Here is a 16,943-nt window from a genome sequence, read left to right as displayed (position 1 = left end):
ACTGTGGGCCCGAGTGGACTCAGATGGAGCGCTCGTATTCGGGATCGAACATCTGGGCAGACATCGGGGCCGGGTCGCCCTCGGTGAGGTTGTACTCGCTGAAGTCGGTGACGCCGGCCTCGGCGAGCAGTTCCTCGTCGTAGACCGCGTTGCCGGTGAACTCGGCGGGGTCCCGAGAGAGGATCTCCATGACGGTGTCGGCGACGATCTGGGGGGTCCGCCAGTCGTCCTCGGTGCCCATGCCGAAGTAGCGGGTCGCTCGCGTGTCGATGGCGGTCACCGGCCAGAAGGAGTTACAGCCGATGTCGTAACCGCCCAGTTCCTGTGCCAGCGAGAGCGTAATGAACGACATCCCCATCTTCGACCACGAGTAGGCGGCCTTGCCCGGGGAACGGTCGATCTCGACCGGCGGCGCGTTCGTCAGGAGCCACGCGTCCTCCTCGGTGTCCTTGAGGTGGTCGATGAACGCGCGGGAGACCAGATAGGTGCCCCGGACGTTGACCTCGTTCATGAGGTCGTAGCGGTTGCCCGGCATCTGCTCGACGTTGGCCATCTGGATCGCACTGGCGTTGTTGATCACGATGTTGATCTCGCCCATCTCGTCGATGGCCTCCTCGACAGCGGCCTCGACGGCGTCCTCGTCCCGGACGTTGAGCTGGATGGCGTGCGTGTCGACGCCCTTCTCGGCGCACTCCTCGGCCGTCTTGTGGATCGTCCCCTCCAGGTCGGTGTCGGTGTCGTCGACGGTCTTGCCCGTCGAGACGACGTTACAGCCGGCCTCGGCGAGTTCGAGCGCGAGCGCCTTGCCGATGCCGCGGGTGGTTCCGGTGATGAACGCGGTCTGACCGCTCAGGTCTGGTGTCTCGATCATCCGTGACTGTTCCACTCTGCCATACCTCATATAACTCCTGCAACCGCAGTCGGTACGGGAAGCGGTGGACCGCGACCGAACGGTGTGAAATTAAGTCCGGGCCCCCCTAACAGCCGGTCATGCCATCGGCCGTCGTCGCCAACGCAAAGCGTCTGGTCGTCTGGGTCGTGAGCCTCGCGGTCGCCGCCCTCACCGTCGCACTCGCGAGCGGACTGGTGCCCTGAGTCAGCGATCCCGCGTGACCGACTCGCCAGGCTCGGTCGTCGCACCGGGCGAGAGGGTCAGCCCGGGGTTCAGGCTCGTGTTGATGCCGGTCTTCGCGCCGTCGCCGGCCACGACGCCGAACTTCCGGCGACCGGTCGAGACCCGCTCGCCCTTGACCGTCAGTTTCACGTGCTCGTCGTCGTGTCGGAGGTTCGCCACCTGGGTCCCCGCCCCGAAGTTCACGTTCCGCCCGAGGACGCTGTCGCCGACGTAGGACAGGTGGGGCACGTTCGTCCCCTGCATGATCACGCTGTTTTTGATCTCGACGCCGTTGCCGACGTGGACGTCCGCACAGAGCAGTGTCGAGCCCCGAACGTACGCGTTGGGCCCCACGTCCGCGCCGCTACGGAGCAGTGCGGGGCCCTCGATCACGACGCCCGGTTCGACGGTCGCGCCCGCCTCGACGACGACCGGCCCCCGGAGGTCGGCGTCCTCGCTCACGTCACCCCTGACTGCGGGTTCGAGATCGCCGAGTTTCCACTCGTTGGCTTCGAGCAGTTCCCACGGCCGGCCGACGCCGAGCCAGCGTTCGACGTCGACCGTCCGCACGTCGAACTCGCCGATCACTCGTTCCAGCACGTCCGTGATCTCGTGTTCGCCGCGTTCACTCATCGGCACGTCGAGCCAGTTTCGTGCCTCGGCGGGGAAGACGTACGCACCGACGTTGACCCGGTTCGAGGGCGGATCGTCGGGTTTCTCCACGATGTCCGTGACGGTGCCGTCCTGCACGTCGAACACGCCGTAGGGGGTCGGGTCGTCGACGGCGTACGTGCCGACGGCCGGCCCGCCCGAGAGAAGGGCCGAGAGCGCGGCCGGATCGTAGAGGTCGTCGCCGTTCAAGACGGCGAAGGCCCCGTCGATGTGGTTCTCGGCAGCTTTCACCGCGTGGGCCGTCCCGAGCTGTTCGTCCTGGACGGCGTAGGAGACCGGCACGCCCCGGTAACGCTCGCCGAAGTGGTCGCGGACGGTCGCCTGCTCGTAGCCGACGACGAAGACGAGTTCGTCGACGCCGGCTTCCACGGCCGCGTCGGCGGTGTGGGCCGAGAGCGGTCGGTCGGCTACCGGCAACATCGGTTTCGGCAGCGACGCCGTCAGCGGACGCATCCGCGTCCCCTCTCCCGCGGCGAGGATCACAGCCTGCATGTTCGGCCCTGCCGCTGGCTCCCACATAGCCCTACCGGCTGTTCGTCACCGTAGGACGCGCATTCTTATGTTTGCACTCGCCACGACCGGACGCAGCGCTCGGCGCTGGCGCGGCTCACGAGAATCGTCCGGGGTGAACGGAAGGGGCGAGATTCGAACTAGATGCAGACGCTCCTGCGCGGGCTGTGACTTCCGGGACTCAGATCCCCGACGCCGCTCAGCGATTCAGCGACGGCTCGGCGTCGGCACGCCTCCCCGGAAAGAATCGCTGAACGGAAGGGGCGGGATTTGAACCACGCGAAGCCCATTGCGGGTTGACCGATAGCCGGGTTTCTGGCATTCCAACCATCGGCGCTCTACCACTGAGCCACCCTTCCAAGCGCTAATTAATTGGTTTCCGAGCGGTATGAACCCTACGGTGCCCCCGAAATCGACCGGGTGTTCGCCCCGGATCGAGCACAGGTTCCAGGCCCCGGTCGTCCGCCCACCTATCGCCCACCGGGCCCGCCTCCGTCGAGACCCAGGTCGTACTCGCGAGCCCGGTCCCGGACGGCCGCGGCGTCGACCCCGACGTGGTGGCCCTCCTCGTACAGTACGTCGCCGTCGACCATCGTGAACGCCACGTCGTCGCCGTGCGCCGAGAAGACGAGGTGGGAGTAGACGTCGTGGATCGGCACCGCCCGCATCCGATCGGTCCGGAGACCGACCACGTCGGCCCGCCAGCCCTCGCGGAGCCGGCCGACCCGGTCGAACCCCGCCGCTCGCGCGCCGTTCTCGGTTGCCATCTCGAACACCGTCCGGGCGGGCAGGGTCGTCGGATCGAGCGCGTCCACTTTCCCCAGCAGGCTGGCCTGGCGCATCTCCGTGAACGGGTCGAGCGTGTTGTTGCAGGGTGGGCCGTCGTTGCCCAGCGCGACCGTAATCCCGCGGTCGAGGTAGTCCGCGACCGGCGCCACGCCGGAGGCGAGTTTCATGTTCGCGGACGGACAGTGCGTCACGTGGGTGTCGGTTTCGGCCAGGAGCTCCCGTTCGCGCTCGTCGGTCCAGACACAGTGGGCCAGCACCACGTCGTCGCCGGTCAGCCCCACCTCGTGCAGCCACTCGACGTTTCGCATGCCGGTCTCGCGCTCGATCCGTTCGATCTCGCTCCGGTTCTCGCTGGCGTGGGTGTGGAGTCGGACCCCCTCGTACGCGTCGGCCAGTTCGCGCGCGCCACGCAGGCAGGCTTCGGTGCAACTGATCGCGAACCGCGGCGTGACGGCGTACTGGATGCGTCCGCCGCAGGTGTCGTGGTGGCGCTCGATCAGCCGCTCGCTCTCGGCCAGCGCCTCGTCGGCGGTCTCCTGCAGTCCGGCGGGCGCGTCCCGGTCCATCAGCACCTTCCCCATCCGGGCGCGGATGCCGAGGTCGCGGGCGGCCTCGAAGGCCGCTTCGGCGTGGTGGACCGACAGGTGGTCGACGACGGTCGTCGTCCCGGACTCGATGGCCTCCAGATAGCCCACCTCTGCCGCGAGCCGCATGCCGTCGGCCGATAGGGCCGCCTCCATCGGGAGGACGTGACCGGTGAGCCACTCCAGCAGGGACGTGTCGTCGGCGATGCCACGACCCAGCGACTGGACAGAGTGGACGTGCCCACCGACCAGTCCCGGCGCGAGGACGTCGTACTCGCGGCGCTCGTGGTCGGGGTAGCGCTCCCGGAGGTCGCTGGCCGGCCCAACGGCTTCGATCCGGTCGTCCGCGACGACGACCGCCCCGTTCTCGACGACCGTCTCGGCGTCCGCGACGACCGCCCCGGCCAGTAACATCTCGCCCACACGTTCGGCAGTCCGGGAGAAAAAGCTCCCGACAGATCCAACCGTTCGCCGGCCCACAGTCGATCTATGTGTGGCCGCACCTCCCTGTTCGCGCCGGCGGCTGAACTCCGCGAGCGATTCGACGTGACCGTCCCCGACGACTACCGACCGCGGTACAACATCGCACCGTCCGAACCCGTCGAGGTCGTGACGAACGAGGCGACCGACCGGATCGACCGCGCTCGCTGGGGCCTCCTGCCGGAGTGGGCCGAAGCCGGCGACGAGGGGTTCATCAACGCCCGTTCGGAGACGGCCGCCGAGAAACCCGCCTTCGAGGCCGCCTGGGAGTCCCGCCCGTGTCTCGTCCTCTCCTCGGGATTCTACGACTGGAAACCCGTCGAGCGCGGCCCGAAACAGCCCTACCGGTTCCACGTGGAGGGGACCGTCGCCTTCGCCATGGCCGGTCTCTGGGAGCGCCGCGAGACCGACGACGGGACGCTCGATACGGTCACGGTGCTCACGACCGAACCGAACGACGTGGTGGAACCCATCCACCACCGGATGCCCGTGATCCTGCCCCGCGACGAGGAGGAGACCTGGCTGACTGCTGGCCCCGACGAGCGCGAGGCTCTCTGCCGCCCGTATCCCGGCGACGACCTCGACGCGTACCCAATCTCGACGACGGTCAACGACCCCAGCAACGACTCGCCGTCGATCGTCGAACCCGACGAGTCCGAACAGTCGGGTCTGGGTGAGTTCGCCGAGTGAGGATCAGGCGGTTCGCCAGCGGACCAGCAGCACTGCCGTTCCCGCGACGAGCGCCCAGAGCGCTGCTACCGCGCCGAATCCAGGCCCAGACTCCTCGGTCGTCACCGCGGCCCGGGTCGTCTCGGCGGGCTCGACGGTGGACGATCCCTGCTGGCCGGCCGCGTTCAGACCGTCGACCCCCGCCGTCGATCTCGGTTCGGCCGTCTCCGTTTCGTTGGGCTGGACCGTCGTGTTCGCGCGTTCGGTGTCGGCGTCGCGCCCGGACGCGTTGGTGACGACGCCCGGGATCTCCGCGTCCAGACCGTCGATGCTCGCGGTGAACGCGGTCCCCGGATCGACGGCCGACAGGTCGAGGCTCGTGGTGAAGGTTCCATTCTCGCTGACGCTCGTCTCGTTGCGCTGCAGGAAGGTTCCAGCCGCCCGCGCCTCGACTTCGAGTTCCGTCCGCGGTGCCAGCGTGGTGCTCCCGGACAGTCCCGCGTCGGGGCTCGACGGCAGTCGCAGCGTGCCGTTGGCCCCGGTCTCGAAGGTCGCGCTCCGGTCGACGACGCGGATCTCGTCCGCCAGTGCGGCTTCCTCGATGGTCAGGCCGCTCTCGGATTCGATCACGAAGACGACGGTGTAGCTCTCCCCGGCTTCCAGCCGGTTGGCGTTGCCCTCGTACCGGAGCGCCGACGTGTCCATCGCGACGGTCAGCCGACCGGTGCTCGCGTCGGCGGCGACGTCGAAGGCGTCGTTCTCGAAACTCCGGTCGAGCGCGAGGTCGGCGTCGGTCCGCCCGGGTCGGATTTCCAGTGACGCGTTCCGTCCAGTCACCAGCGATCGGAACCGGGCCGTCGGGGTGTCCCCAGGCTGGGCCGACAGCATCCCGAGTACCCCGCTGGTATCGATCGTCGCGACGAGCGTGTCGCCGACGGCCATGCGCCCGGTTCGGCTCGACGACAGATCGGCCGGGTCGTCACCGAAGTCACTCGCCGGAGCGACGGCGACTGTGAGGTTGTCTACTGATGCCGGCCGGAGCGCGATCGGTGTGACGACCCGCTCGGAGCCACGGACGGTCAGGTTCGCATCGTAGATTGCCGGCTCCAGCGGATCCGAGAGGGGTGCCGTGTAGCGTGTGACGTCTGTGACACGACCGCTGTCGGCCGACCACGCGCGGGTCTCGTTTCCGAGGTGCCCGCCGGCGAGAAACGTGTTCCACGAGAGCGTCACGTCACCGTCGCCGCCGTCGGTGAACGCGACGCTCGTGAGGTACGCTTTCTCTTCAGAGCCGAGATACAGCCGTCCGGAGGCACCGTCGGGCACGCTCACGTCGATCTCGATAGTATCGCCGGTCGAGCCACCGTCGGTTTCGCTCTGGTCCACCGGCGCTTCGGCAGTGGATTCGGTCCCCGACGTGGCCGCCACAGTCACGCCCGTCGCCGGGAGGGCGGCGACTGCGATCAGGACGACCACGCCGAAGACGACCGCCTGCCGGGAGACTGTGCTCGGACCGGCGTTCTGGAACGCCAGTGAGTGCATGCACTATGGCTCACCTTCGCCCGCTCATTGTTACACGTCGAATTCTACGCCACCGGCATCCGTCGGCACGCCGAAGTCGGCGACTTACCGACCCCCGACTTCGACCCAGCCATCGCTCAGACAGTTCGTACGCTGTGCCTGTCTCTGCAGCAGGGGGTACGTCCACCCTGAAACGGGTGACTGGCGCGAGCTATGTGAGATCGATACGCGGTCGATAGGCAGGTGGCCCGAAAAAAGACGGCTGGGCTCAGTACGAGCGTTCCTTCGGCTCGTAGGTCTTGTCCTCGCCTTCGAGTTCGACGGGTTTGTAGTAGATCGTGGGGTTGCCGTCGTTCCAGGCGAGCATCGTGTGTTTGATCCACTCGTCGTCCTTGCGTTCCTGGTGTTCCTTCCGCCAGTGGGCACCGCGGAACTCCTCCCGTGCCAGGGCACCGAGCGTGATGGCCTCGGCCACGTCGATGATGTTACGCGTCTCGATGGTGTGGATCAGGTCGGTGTTGAAGGTCCGCGACGGGTCACGGACGAACACGTCCTGGTAGCGCTCTCGGGCGACGCGGAGGTCCTCGAGAGCCTCCTTGAGGTTGTCTTCTTCCCGGAAGACGTTGACGTTCTGGGTCATCGTCTCCTGCACGTCGGCCCGGACCTCGGCGTGGTTGACGCCGTCCTCTTTCTCGAGCAACTCGTCGACCCGCCGTTCCTCGGCGGTCACGTGGTGGTCGATGACCTCGGACGGTTCCACGAGCGCGCCGTCCGCGGCGATGTCTTCGTCGCCGGCGTCGATGGCACCGGGGGAGACCGGCGTCTGGACGTCTTCCTCCTCGCTCATGGCCGAGGGGCCCGTGTCGATCCGGGCTTCGCCCAGGTCGCGGCCGCCGGCGTGGTAGCCAGCACGCGCGCCGAAGACGAGCAGTTCCGGCAGGGCGTTGCCGCCGAGGCGGTTCGCGCCGTGCATGCTGACACAGGCACACTCGCCGGCGGCGTAGAGGCCGTTGATACACGTCTCGCCGTTCTCGTCGACCTCGATGCCGCCCATCGCGTAGTGCTGGCCGGGCTTGACCGGCATCGGCTCTTCGAGGCCGTCGACACCCTCGAAGTCCTCCGCGAGGTGCAGGATGTTCTCCAGGCGGTCGAGGATACGTTCCTCGCCGAGGTGGCGCATGTCGAGGTGGACGTACTCGTCCTCGATGCCGTTGCCCTCGTTGACCTCGGTCAGTTCGGCGCGGGAGACCACGTCACGGGAGGCGAGTTCGCCCTCGTTGTTGGCGTACCCGTCCTCGAACATGAACCGCTCGCCCTCGTCGTTGTAGAGGATGCCACCTTCGCCACGGACACCCTCGGAGATGAGGACGCCAGTCGAGGGGAGCGTAGTCGGGTGGAACTGAATCATCTCCATGTCCTCGACCGGGACGCCGGCGCGGTAGGCCATCGCCGGGCCGTCGCCGGTGTTGGCGACCGCGTTGGTGGTGTGATCGAAGGCCTGCCCGAGGCCGCCCGTGGCCAGGATGACGCCGCCGGTCGCCCGGAAGCCTCCGATCTCGCCGGACTTGATGTCGTAGGCGACACAGCCGTGACAGACACGGTCTTCGGGGTCGTCGTGGTCGGTCACGGCCAGCCGGCTCACGTACCACTCGTCGTACACCTCGATACCTCGCTTGACCACCTGCTCGTACATCGTGTGGAGCATGTGGTGCCCGGTCTCCGCGCCCGCGTAGGTCGTCCGCGGGAACGAGAGGCCGCCGAAGGGACGCTGGGAGACACGGCCGTCCTCCTCGCGGGAGAACGGCATCCCCCAGTGTTCGAGGTTGATGACCTCGTCGGGGGCGTTCTTCGCGAAGGTTTCGATGGCCGGCGCGTCACCGAGGAAGTCCGACCCCTTCATCGTGTCGTAGGCGTGATCCTCCCAGGAGTCGGCGTCCCGGAGCGCGGCGTTGATACCGCCCTCCGCCGCGCCAGTGTGACTCCGGACGGGATGGAGCTTCGTCACGATGGCCACGTCGGCACCTTCCTCGTGAGCCGCGATCGCCGCGCGCAATCCGGCTCCGCCGCCGCCGATGACCAGAACGTCGTGTTCGTACATGGTTTTAAATGTCGATGTGTTCGCTAGGGATTACCAGAACTTCAAGTTGTTCTTCACCGCTTCGCGTTTCAGTTCCTGAATATGTTCGGTCAGCGGAATGTCCTTCGGACACACCTCGGTACAGGAGAACTGAGTCTGACAGCGCCAGACGCCGTGTTCCTGCTCGATGATGTTCAGCCGCTGTTGTTTGCGATTCTCGCCCTCCCGCTCGTCCATCGCGAACCGGTAGGCCTTGTTGATGGCCGCCGGACCGAGGTACTCGTTGTCGCCGGCCGCGATGTTACACGAGGACATGCACGCGCCACACCAGATACAGCGTGTGGACATCTTGATCTTCTCGCGGTTCTCGCGGTCCTGGCGCTGTTCTTCGAGTTCGCCGTCGGGGAGTTCGTCGGCGTCGAAGAACGGCTCGACGGCCTCCATCTGGTCGTAGAAGTGCTCCATATCCACGACCAGGTCCTTGACGACCTCCTGATGGGGTAGCGGTTCGATCCGGATCGTCGAGTTGAGGTGGCCCTCGAGGTCCGCGATCTGAGTCTTACAGCCCAGGCACTGGGTCCCGTTGACGAACAGTGCGTCCGACCCACAGATCGCCTGCCGGCAGGAGTGCCGGAAGGTGAGCGAGGAGTCGTAGTGGTCGCGGGCGTAGATCAGCGCGTCGAGCACCGTCATCCCCTTGAAGAAGGGAACGTGGAAGGTGTCGAAGCGCGGTTCTTCCTTGCCGGCGACCTCGGGGTCGAAGCGGAAGACTTTGATCTCGATGGTCTCGTCTGCGTCGTCGATCTCCTCGCGGGCTTCCTCTTCGAGGTCCCGCTGTGACGCTCGCTGGCGCTTTTGCTCCATGCGCCGCGACTGGTGGGACGACTCGACGGATTCGGTCTCGGTCTGTTCGGTCTCTTTCTCTTTGACTTCAGTGCTCATGCGATGATCCCTGCCATGTAGAGTGCGGTCCGGATGCCCTGGGCGATCAGCACGCCGCTGGCGACGACCAGAACCCACTTGACGGTGGTCTTGCGCGTGCCGGTGAGGCCCTGGTTGATCAGGGCGTTGTAGACGCCGTTGACGCCGTGGAAGGTCGCGGTCACGAGGAACGCGACCATCGTGCCGAAGTAGCCGACCTGTTGCATCCGGGCTTGGGTCCCCAGGAATGTAACTTCGGCGGCGTGGTTGACGAAGTGCAACAGCATGAAATGAAACGCGAGTACGCCGATCAGGAACACGGCGGTGATCCGCTGGAGGAACCACCGCGTCCCCTTGTACTCGAACGAAGAGTAGTGTTCGGCCATCGTTAGAACGCCCCCGCGAGGAAGGTCGGCACGCTCGCGATCACGATCGCTGCCGAGACCACGAGCGATGCGTAGAAACTCTTGTCCTGTGCCTCCAGTCCGACACCGAGGTCTACGAACAGCAAGCGGACGCCGTTGAGGATGTGGAACACGGCGACCGCGAGCAGGCCGACTTCGAGCACGCGGACGATGGCGAGCGATTCCAGACTGCGGATCGTCCCCGTGTACAGTTCCGGACTCTGTGTCGCAGTGCTCAACACCGCGATGTGCGTAAACAGGTACCCGATCAGCACCCAGCCGGAGAACTTGTGGAAGATCCAGGCCCACATGCCGGCCGAGAACTCCTTCCACCGGCCGAAGTCCTCGATGGTGCCCCGGTCGTACGACTGACTCATAACGTTCGAGGCGTAGTGCTGGGGGTGTATAGTAGTTTCTACCTCGCCTCCGGATCCCACTTTTCAGCCCCCGACGACCCGCTCACGTTCGGTTCCGACTGTCCGGTTCGACGACGTGTTCGCCCCCGTCCGTCCACCTCCGTCCGGGGATCGCTGCGAGGTTCTCACACACCGCACTCCACCGTCCGGCCGAAACGCATATTGGCGGCCCACATCTGCATAAACCGACTGGGACACCATGCGAAGACGAATACTGGCAGCAGTGGCCGTCGCGGGACTCATGACGATGGCGGGATGTGGCTTCCTGCTGGGAACCGAGGCACTGGAGTTCTCGGCCTCGCAGGCGACGGCCTCCGACGAGGCGCTCGACGATACCGGCTACGAGGAGGCCAACGTGAGCCAACAGGTGGTCGAGCGGGAGTTCGAGGCGGCGGGTCAGACCCGCGAAGTCGTCGTGACCAACCATCTCGCTCAGTACGAACGGCAGGTGGGGCTCGAACGCATCGGCGAACAGCGAGCCGCGGCAGTCGTCGCCTTCTCCAGCCCACAGATAAAGTTGCCGACGGGCGACACGCTCAACCCCATCGGCGATATGTCCGAGAGGGAGATACTCACTAATTTCAACACCAACTACCAGGGGATCTCCGTCGGAAACCAGACCGGGAGTCAGAACGTCTCGGTGCTGGGCGCCGACCGCTCGATCGAACAGTTCGACGGGACCGCGACCCTCGCCGGACAGGAGGTAGACGTGGTCATCCACGCCGGCAAGTTCAAGCACGGGAGCGACTACATCGGCGTCGTCGCCATCTACCCCGAGATGGCCGCCGGCGAAGAGGACCGCGTCGTCACCCTGTTGAACGGCCTCGAACACGAGACCGAGAGCTGATCGGGCGCTCGACGAACGCCACTCACCTCGACGCCGTCGGTCCGGACTGCTCCTGTTCGACGGCCCGGAGCGTGTCGGTGTCGACCCTGACGAGGTGACAGAGCGGGTTGCCCGGGTACACGAGCGGGTTTTCGAGGACGCCGACGATGACGCCGTCGAACGGCGCACGCACCGTCTCCGAGGCTGCCTTGAACGGGTTCGTGATGGTACAGATGCGGCCGCCCTCGTGGACCAGTGCCCCCTGTGTGTGGTGCATCTCGACGACGCCGCCGGCGTTGGCCCGCAACCACGTCTTCTCGTCGGTGTCGCCCACGGTGGTCCGCCAGCCCGGCCAGCGGACGGCGTCGGTGGGGCGGAGGCCGTACTCGGCGAGCACGCTCACGACGCCGTCGATCGCGTGGTCGATCAGGTCCCGCTGGAACCGGTGGGCCTCGCCCATCTCGACGGTGATCGTCGGGACGCCCGCGTCGGTCGCCTCTCGCCGGAGCGACCCGCTCGGCCCCTGGCTGGAGATGATCACGTGTGAAGCGAACGCCTTCGCGAGGCGCGCGACCTGCGGGTCGTCGGTGTCGGCCCGGACGTGGAGCATGTTGGTTCGGCCCCGTGTCGAGGTGTGGAAGTCGATCCCCAGGTCGCAGGGTTCGACGAACTCCGAGAAGATGCGGGCGGCCATCCGGCGGGCGCTGGTGCTGTCCTCCGCGCCCGGAAACGAGCGGTTGAGGTCACGGTCGTAGATCGGGAGGTAGCGCTGCTGGGCCATGAACCCCGGGACGTTGAGGACGGGGAGACAGACGAGGGTCCCTTCGAGGCCGTCGTGGTCCCACTCCTGGGCCACCTCGCGGACCACCTCGATCCCGTTGAGTTCGTCGCCGTGGACCGCCGCGCTGAGGAAGACGGTCGGGCCCGGTTTCGCCCCGTTGATGATCGTCACCGGGATGCGGATCGGGTCACCGAGATACGTCTCGCTGACCGGGAAGCGGATGTCGTCGGTCTCGCCCGGCTCGACCCGGCCGCCGCTGTACGTGAAGACCCCCTCGGCCATGGCTACCTGTGAGGCAGGCAAGTACAAAAACCGTTCACACGGTTCGAGTCCGGAAACCCGCCGCAGCGGGCATTCGTCGGGCCCGCCGAGTCACGCCGACCGATCAGCACACATACGGTCGGGCGGGTGTTTCCTCACACATGACCGACGCGACGGACCCGACTATCGGCGTCCTCAGTCTCCACACCAGCAAGGAGTCGAAGGCCATCTGTAACGCCGTTACCGCGCTGGGGTACGAGGCCGAGTGGTTCCGTGCCGAGAACACCGCCGTCGACGTCCGCGAGGGCCGAGCGACCCTCGAACCGGACGCCGACGTGATCGTCAACCGCCTCCTGCTCTCGAAACAGGAACAGCCCGCGGAGGGACTCGGACTCGCCGCTACCATCGCCAACCTGCGGCCGATGCTCAATCCGCCCGGGCCGACCCTGACCGCGACGTACAAGTTCGCCACCGCCACCGCGCTCGCCGAGGCGGGTGTGCCGGTCCCCGACGCCCTGCTGGCGCTGGCGACCGACCGACTCGACGCCGACCGCGGACACTTCGGCGACACCGCCGTCTACAAGACCGCTATCGGCACCCACGGCGGTGGCGCCTGGAAAGTCGACGCCGGCAACAGCGTCAACGCGCAGGTCGGCCCCCGGCAGGCGTTCCTCCAGGAGTTTCTCTCCCCCGGCGACGGCCGCCACAGCGACCTCCGGGTCTACGTCGTCGACGACGACGTGATCGCCGCGATGTCCCGCACCGCACAGGGCGAGGAGTGGCGCGCGAACGTCGCACTGGGCGGTGAAACCGCCGACGTGACCGACGACCTTCCCGACGGGGTCGCCACCATCGCCCGCGAGGCGACCGGGGCCGTCGGGCTCGACTACGCTGGCGTCGACGTGATCGAGGGCGAGGAGGGCTGGTACGTGCTGGAGGTCAACCCCACCGCGGGATTCAAGGGCCTCTACGGCGCGACCGGAATCAGCCCTGCTCCGTACATCGCCAAACTCGCCATCGAACGGGCCGGCGGGACCGTCGACGACGGGACGGTCGCGGACCTGGCGGCGACACTCGACGACTCCCGGCCGGACTGCATGCCGGAAGTCGACACGGACGATCCGACCGATCCGGTCGTGATCGGCTACACCGAGGAAGTCGTCGTCCGGGGGACCCGTGGGACCGAGACCGTCTACGCCAAGTCCGACACGGGCGCGACCCGGACCAGCATCGACGCGTCGCTGGCCGCCGACATCGGCACCGGGCCGATCAAGGACATCGTGAAGATCCGGTCGGGCAGCGTCAAGCAGGGCCGCTCCCGCCCCGTCGTCGACCTCGTGGTCGGCATCGGCGGCAGCCAGCACACCGTCACCGCCAGCGTCGAGGACCGGAGTCACATGGACTACCCCCTCTTGCTGGGCCGGGACATTCTCGAACACTACCACGTCGACGTGACCCGACGCGCCGACCGCGCCGCGACCGAGGTTGACACCGAGGAAGAGGAAGACACCGAGGAGTGAGCCGGTAAGCCGATCCTACCGATGGGCGGCCGCGACGCACCTGTGTGAACCCGGGCGTACCGCAGCCCCCTCCCGGACAGCCACTCTCTAACTATGCCGGTGGCGTCCCCAGGACCGATATGTACGACACCATTCTGGTTCCGATCGACGGCAGCGACGGGGCAAACCGGGCGACCGAACACGGACTCGAACTCGCCGAGCGGTTCGATGCGACGCTGTACTCGATCTTCGTCGTCGACACTCGCCTCTACGGGGAACCCGGACTGAGCAGCACGGAACTGGTGATCGACGAGATCGAGGACACCGGCCACGGCTACCTCAAGACCCTGATCGAACGCGCCGAGAACGAGGGGATCGAGGTCGAGACACGCAGCTGTCACGGCGTGCCACACCGGCAGATCATCGAGTACGCCGACGAGGTCGACGCCGACGCCATCGTGATGGGTTTCCAGGGCAAGACTCACTCCGAAGGCAACATCGGCAGCGTCGTCGAGCGTGTCCTCCGGGACGCCAGCCGGCCCGTCTTCGCGGTTTAGTCCTCGCCGACGACTTCCGCGACGCTCTCGGCGATGTCCTCCTCGACACGCCACAGATAGAGGCTCGCGTGGCTTCGGTAGGGGCGCCAGCGTTCGGCCGCCTCGACCATCTCCGCCCGCGTGAGGTCGCCGTCGAAGAGGGTCTCCATACCTTTCCTGACCCCGAGGTCGCCGACGGGGAACACGTCCTCACGACCCAACGAGAACAGGAGTTGCATGTTCGCGGTCCACGTCCCGACGCCCGTCACGTCGGTCAGCTCCGCCCGTACTGCGTCGTCGTCCATGCCCTCGAACTGGACCTTGCTCCAGCCCCGTTGCTCGAAGGCCCAGGCGACGTTGTTGACGTACCGGGTCTTCTGACGGGAGAGGCCGGCGTCACGCAGAACTTCGTCGTCGGCCCGCCGAATCCCGGCGGGCGTCACCTCCACGGCATCGAACAGTCGCTCCCGAGTGGCGGCTGCCGAGGCTATCGACACCTGTTGGCGGAGGATCGACGTGACGAAGCGCGGGAAGAAGTCGTCGGCCGGCTCGATGGTCAGGCGGCCGTGGGTCTCGATAAGCGGCCCGATGTACGCGTCGGTCGCCAACTCGTCGTGTGGACCTGTCACGTCCCGGGACAGGGAGCGAGCGGCAAAGTACGTTTCCTCAGCAGTCGGCCAGCCAGTGGGGTTCGGACTCGGCGTCGGCCGTCGCGTCCGGCGCGTCGCTCGCATCGCCGTGCTCGTCGGCGCGTTCGGTGATCTCGGCGGGCACGCCCTTCGCCGTCGCACCGGCCGGAACGTCCTCGGTGAGGACCGAGCCGGCACCGACGGTCGCGCCCTCGCCGACCGTAATCGCCCCCAGCAGTGTTGCCTTCGCGCCGAGGGTCGCACAGTCCTCGACCGTGGGGTGGCGCTTGGCCCGGCGCATGGAGTCCCCGCCGAGGGTCACCCCGTGGTACACGAGTACGTCGTCACCGATCTCGGCGGTCTCGCCGATCACGACGCCGTGGCCGTGGTCGATGAACAACCGCCGGCCGATGGTCGCGGCCGGGTGGATCTCCACGCCGGTCAGAAACCGGGCGACCTCCGAGAGCGCGCGGGCGGCCAGCCGGTGGTCGCCGGTCCAGAGGTGGTGTGCGATGCGGTAGAGCCAGACGGCGTGGAGGCCCGGATACAGCAGCGCGACCTCCAGCGCGCTCTTGGCCGCTGGGTCTTTCGCCAGTGCGGTGCGGACGTCTTCGGTGACGTGTTTCCTGATGTCGTCGAGTCGGTCGAACATTGTGGTGTGTGATGTGGGGGGAGACTAACGGTGCGTCCAGCGGGTCGAGAAAGGAATCAGCACCGGCAACAGCCGCGCCGGTCGGCGAGGCTGGTTGCGAGCGAGCCGGCCGCACGCGAACGCTGGACGCGCATGTTGTGCTAACTCGTCGCCGGCCACGTATAAATGCTGCCCGGAACGGGTGCGGGGACGGGCCTGCCGCTCACGTCGACCGCCGACGGGCCACTCCGAGGGGGTCTACATCCCCTTGCCGAGGAGTTCGCGGGCGATGATGTTCTTCTGGATCTCGGTGGTGCCCTCGTAGATCTGCATGATCTTGGCGTCGCGGTAGAACCGTTCGGCGTCGAAGTCGTCGACGTAGCCGGCACCGCCGTGGATCTGGACGGCCTCGTTGGCCACGTCGACGGCCACGCGGGAGGCGTACTCCTTGGCCATCGATGCGAGCGTGGTCAACTGCTCGTCCGCGTTGTCGACGCTCCAGGCCGACTTCAGGGTCAGGCCGCGCGCGGCCTCGGTGTCGGTGAACATCTCCGCGAGTTTGTGCTGGATGGCCTGGAACTCGGAGATGGGCTGGCCGAACTGCTCGCGCTCCTGTGCGTAGTCGCGGGCGCGCTCGGCGGCGCCCTTCGCGACCCCGACTGCCTGGGCCGCGACCTGGGTCCGGGTTTCGTCGAAAAACTGCATCTGCTGGAGGAAGCCCATGCCTTCGGTGCCGATCAGGTTCTCCTCGGGCACTCTGACGTCGTCGAGGATCAACTCGGCCGTGTCGGAGGCGCGAATCCCCATCTTCCCGGTGATCTTGTCGCTCTCGAAGCCGTCGCGATCGGACTCGACGACGATCTGGGAGAAGCCGTTGTAGCGGCCCTCCGCGTCGGGGTCAGTGCGACAGAGGACGACGAAGAAGTCGCCGACGGAGCCGTTCGTGATCCACATCTTGTTCCCGTTGATCACCCACTCGTCGCCGTCCTTCTCGGCGCGCGTCGAGATGGAGGACACGTCCGACCCCGTGTCGGGTTCGGAGATCGCCGATCCCATGATCGCCTCCCCCTTCGCGAGCGGCGGGAGGTACTCCGCTTTCTGGTCTTCCGTCCCGAAGCCGACGATGGCCTCGCTTCCGAAGGCCGTCCCGAGGATCGCGCCGGCACAGCCCGGATCGATGGCGTACAGTTCCTCGATGATAATCGCGACTTCCAGCGCGTCGTAGCCGGCACCGCCGTACTCGACGGGGATCTGGGCGCCAGTCAACCCCATCTCCGCGCCCTTCTCGATCAGCTCGTGGGGTGTCTTCTCCTTATCGTCGTGCTCTTTGGCCACCGGCTCGATCTCGTTCTCGCCGAAGCGGCGCACCTCCTCCCGAATCTGTCGAAGTTCGTCGGAAAGTTCGAAGTCCATGGGCTCTTCGCTCGCCCTGTAGTTACCAGCAAACAATAAAACCGTGGCACGTTTAACAGTGTTAAGTAAAAAACCGGATCGGTGACCGTCGGTTTACGAGAGGCCTTTACCGAGGAGTTCGCGACCGATGATGTTCTTCTGGATCTCGGTGGTGCCCTCGTAGATCTGGAGGATCTTGGCGTCGCGGTAGAACCGCTCGGCGTCGAAGTC

The 16,943-nt window shown here is 66.7% G+C and carries 17 protein-coding genes and 1 tRNA gene; 4 read left to right on the top strand and 14 right to left on the bottom strand.

Annotation, left to right across the window (positions count from 1 at the left end):
• Positions 1-19: 19 nt before the first annotated feature.
• The 4 genes from EAF64_RS01715 to EAF64_RS01700 all read right to left on the bottom strand — a co-directional run bounded on the left by EAF64_RS01715 (position 20) and on the right by EAF64_RS01700 (position 4,083).
• Entirely contained in the window at positions 20-871 is an 852-nt protein-coding gene (locus EAF64_RS01715; RefSeq protein ID WP_129067247.1) for an SDR family oxidoreductase, read from the bottom strand.
• Positions 872-1,096: 225 nt separating this feature from the next.
• Positions 1,097-2,278 (bottom strand): bifunctional sugar-1-phosphate nucleotidylyltransferase/acetyltransferase, encoded by a 1,182-nt coding sequence (glmU, locus tag EAF64_RS01710; RefSeq protein ID WP_129067246.1) that lies wholly within the window; start codon positions 2,276-2,278, stop codon positions 1,097-1,099.
• Positions 2,279-2,551: 273 nt separating this feature from the next.
• A tRNA-OTHER gene (locus EAF64_RS01705) sits at positions 2,552-2,655 on the bottom strand.
• A 111-nt stretch (positions 2,656-2,766) separates the two neighbouring features.
• Positions 2,767-4,083 (bottom strand): 5'-deoxyadenosine deaminase, encoded by a 1,317-nt coding sequence (locus tag EAF64_RS01700; protein ID WP_129067245.1) that lies wholly within the window; start codon positions 4,081-4,083, stop codon positions 2,767-2,769.
• Positions 4,084-4,158: 75 nt separating this feature from the next.
• On the opposite strand from EAF64_RS01700, the gene EAF64_RS01695 reads away from it, so the two are divergent.
• Positions 4,159-4,839 (top strand): SOS response-associated peptidase, encoded by a 681-nt coding sequence (locus tag EAF64_RS01695; protein ID WP_129067244.1) that lies wholly within the window; start codon positions 4,159-4,161, stop codon positions 4,837-4,839.
• 3 nt (positions 4,840-4,842) lie between these two features.
• On the opposite strand, the gene EAF64_RS01690 is transcribed toward EAF64_RS01695, so the two are convergent.
• The 5 genes from EAF64_RS01690 to sdhC all read right to left on the bottom strand — a co-directional run bounded on the left by EAF64_RS01690 (position 4,843) and on the right by sdhC (position 10,118).
• Positions 4,843-6,360 carry a BGTF surface domain-containing protein gene (locus EAF64_RS01690; RefSeq protein ID WP_129067243.1) on the bottom strand — a complete coding sequence of 506 codons (1,518 nt, stop codon included), beginning with the start codon at positions 6,358-6,360 and terminating at the stop codon, positions 4,843-4,845.
• A gap of 247 nt (positions 6,361-6,607) precedes the next feature.
• Positions 6,608-8,437, bottom strand: a complete 1,830-nt coding sequence (locus tag EAF64_RS01685; protein ID WP_129067242.1) for an FAD-binding protein — start codon at positions 8,435-8,437, stop codon at positions 6,608-6,610.
• A gap of 30 nt (positions 8,438-8,467) precedes the next feature.
• A complete protein-coding gene (locus EAF64_RS01680; protein WP_129067241.1) occupies positions 8,468-9,358 on the bottom strand; it encodes a succinate dehydrogenase/fumarate reductase iron-sulfur subunit in 891 nt (296 codons plus the stop codon).
• Entirely contained in the window at positions 9,355-9,723 is a 369-nt protein-coding gene (locus EAF64_RS01675) for a succinate dehydrogenase hydrophobic membrane anchor subunit (RefSeq protein WP_129067240.1), read from the bottom strand. Before EAF64_RS01675 ends, EAF64_RS01680 begins: the two co-directional genes overlap by 4 nt.
• A gap of 2 nt (positions 9,724-9,725) precedes the next feature.
• Positions 9,726-10,118, bottom strand: coding sequence for a succinate dehydrogenase, cytochrome b556 subunit (gene sdhC / locus EAF64_RS01670; protein ID WP_129067239.1), 393 nt, complete (start codon positions 10,116-10,118; stop codon positions 9,726-9,728).
• A gap of 238 nt (positions 10,119-10,356) precedes the next feature.
• Here sdhC and EAF64_RS01665 point away from each other — a divergent pair, with 238 nt between their 5' ends.
• Positions 10,357-11,004, top strand: a complete 648-nt coding sequence (locus EAF64_RS01665) for a DUF6517 family protein (protein WP_129067238.1) — start codon at positions 10,357-10,359, stop codon at positions 11,002-11,004.
• A gap of 22 nt (positions 11,005-11,026) precedes the next feature.
• On the opposite strand, the gene EAF64_RS01660 is transcribed toward EAF64_RS01665, so the two are convergent.
• Entirely contained in the window at positions 11,027-12,046 is a 1,020-nt protein-coding gene (locus EAF64_RS01660) for a succinylglutamate desuccinylase/aspartoacylase family protein (RefSeq protein WP_129067237.1), read from the bottom strand.
• A 140-nt stretch (positions 12,047-12,186) separates the two neighbouring features.
• Here EAF64_RS01660 and EAF64_RS01655 point away from each other — a divergent pair, with 140 nt between their 5' ends.
• Both EAF64_RS01655 and EAF64_RS01650 read left to right on the top strand, forming a co-directional pair.
• On the top strand, positions 12,187-13,545 hold the full coding sequence (locus EAF64_RS01655) for a putative ATP-dependent zinc protease (protein WP_129067236.1): 1,359 nt from the start codon (positions 12,187-12,189) through the stop codon (positions 13,543-13,545).
• A 119-nt stretch (positions 13,546-13,664) separates the two neighbouring features.
• A complete protein-coding gene (locus EAF64_RS01650; protein ID WP_129067235.1) occupies positions 13,665-14,081 on the top strand; it encodes a universal stress protein in 417 nt (138 codons plus the stop codon).
• Here EAF64_RS01650 and EAF64_RS01645 read toward each other — a convergent pair.
• The 4 genes from EAF64_RS01645 to EAF64_RS21705 all read right to left on the bottom strand — a co-directional run.
• Complete coding sequence (locus tag EAF64_RS01645; RefSeq protein WP_129067234.1) at positions 14,078-14,689, bottom strand: DNA-3-methyladenine glycosylase family protein; 612 nt, start codon at positions 14,687-14,689, stop codon at positions 14,078-14,080. The genes EAF64_RS01650 and EAF64_RS01645 overlap by 4 nt on opposite strands.
• Positions 14,690-14,726: 37 nt before the next feature.
• Positions 14,727-15,341 (bottom strand): serine O-acetyltransferase, encoded by a 615-nt coding sequence (gene cysE / locus EAF64_RS01640; RefSeq protein ID WP_129067233.1) that lies wholly within the window; start codon positions 15,339-15,341, stop codon positions 14,727-14,729.
• 237 nt (positions 15,342-15,578) lie between these two features.
• Complete coding sequence (locus EAF64_RS01635; RefSeq protein WP_129067232.1) at positions 15,579-16,733, bottom strand: acyl-CoA dehydrogenase family protein; 1,155 nt, start codon at positions 16,731-16,733, stop codon at positions 15,579-15,581.
• Between the two features lie 93 nt (positions 16,734-16,826).
• A partial coding sequence (locus tag EAF64_RS21705) for an acyl-CoA dehydrogenase family protein (RefSeq protein WP_135811381.1) occupies positions 16,827-16,943 on the bottom strand: 117 nt, incomplete at its 5' end.

Source organism: Halorientalis pallida, assembly GCF_004118325.1.
In the GTDB taxonomy this organism is placed as follows: Archaea; Halobacteriota; Halobacteria; order Halobacteriales; family Haloarculaceae; genus Halorientalis; species Halorientalis pallida.
Note: the sequence above shows the minus strand (reverse complement) of the source record. Positions and strands in the feature narration are given on the sequence as shown.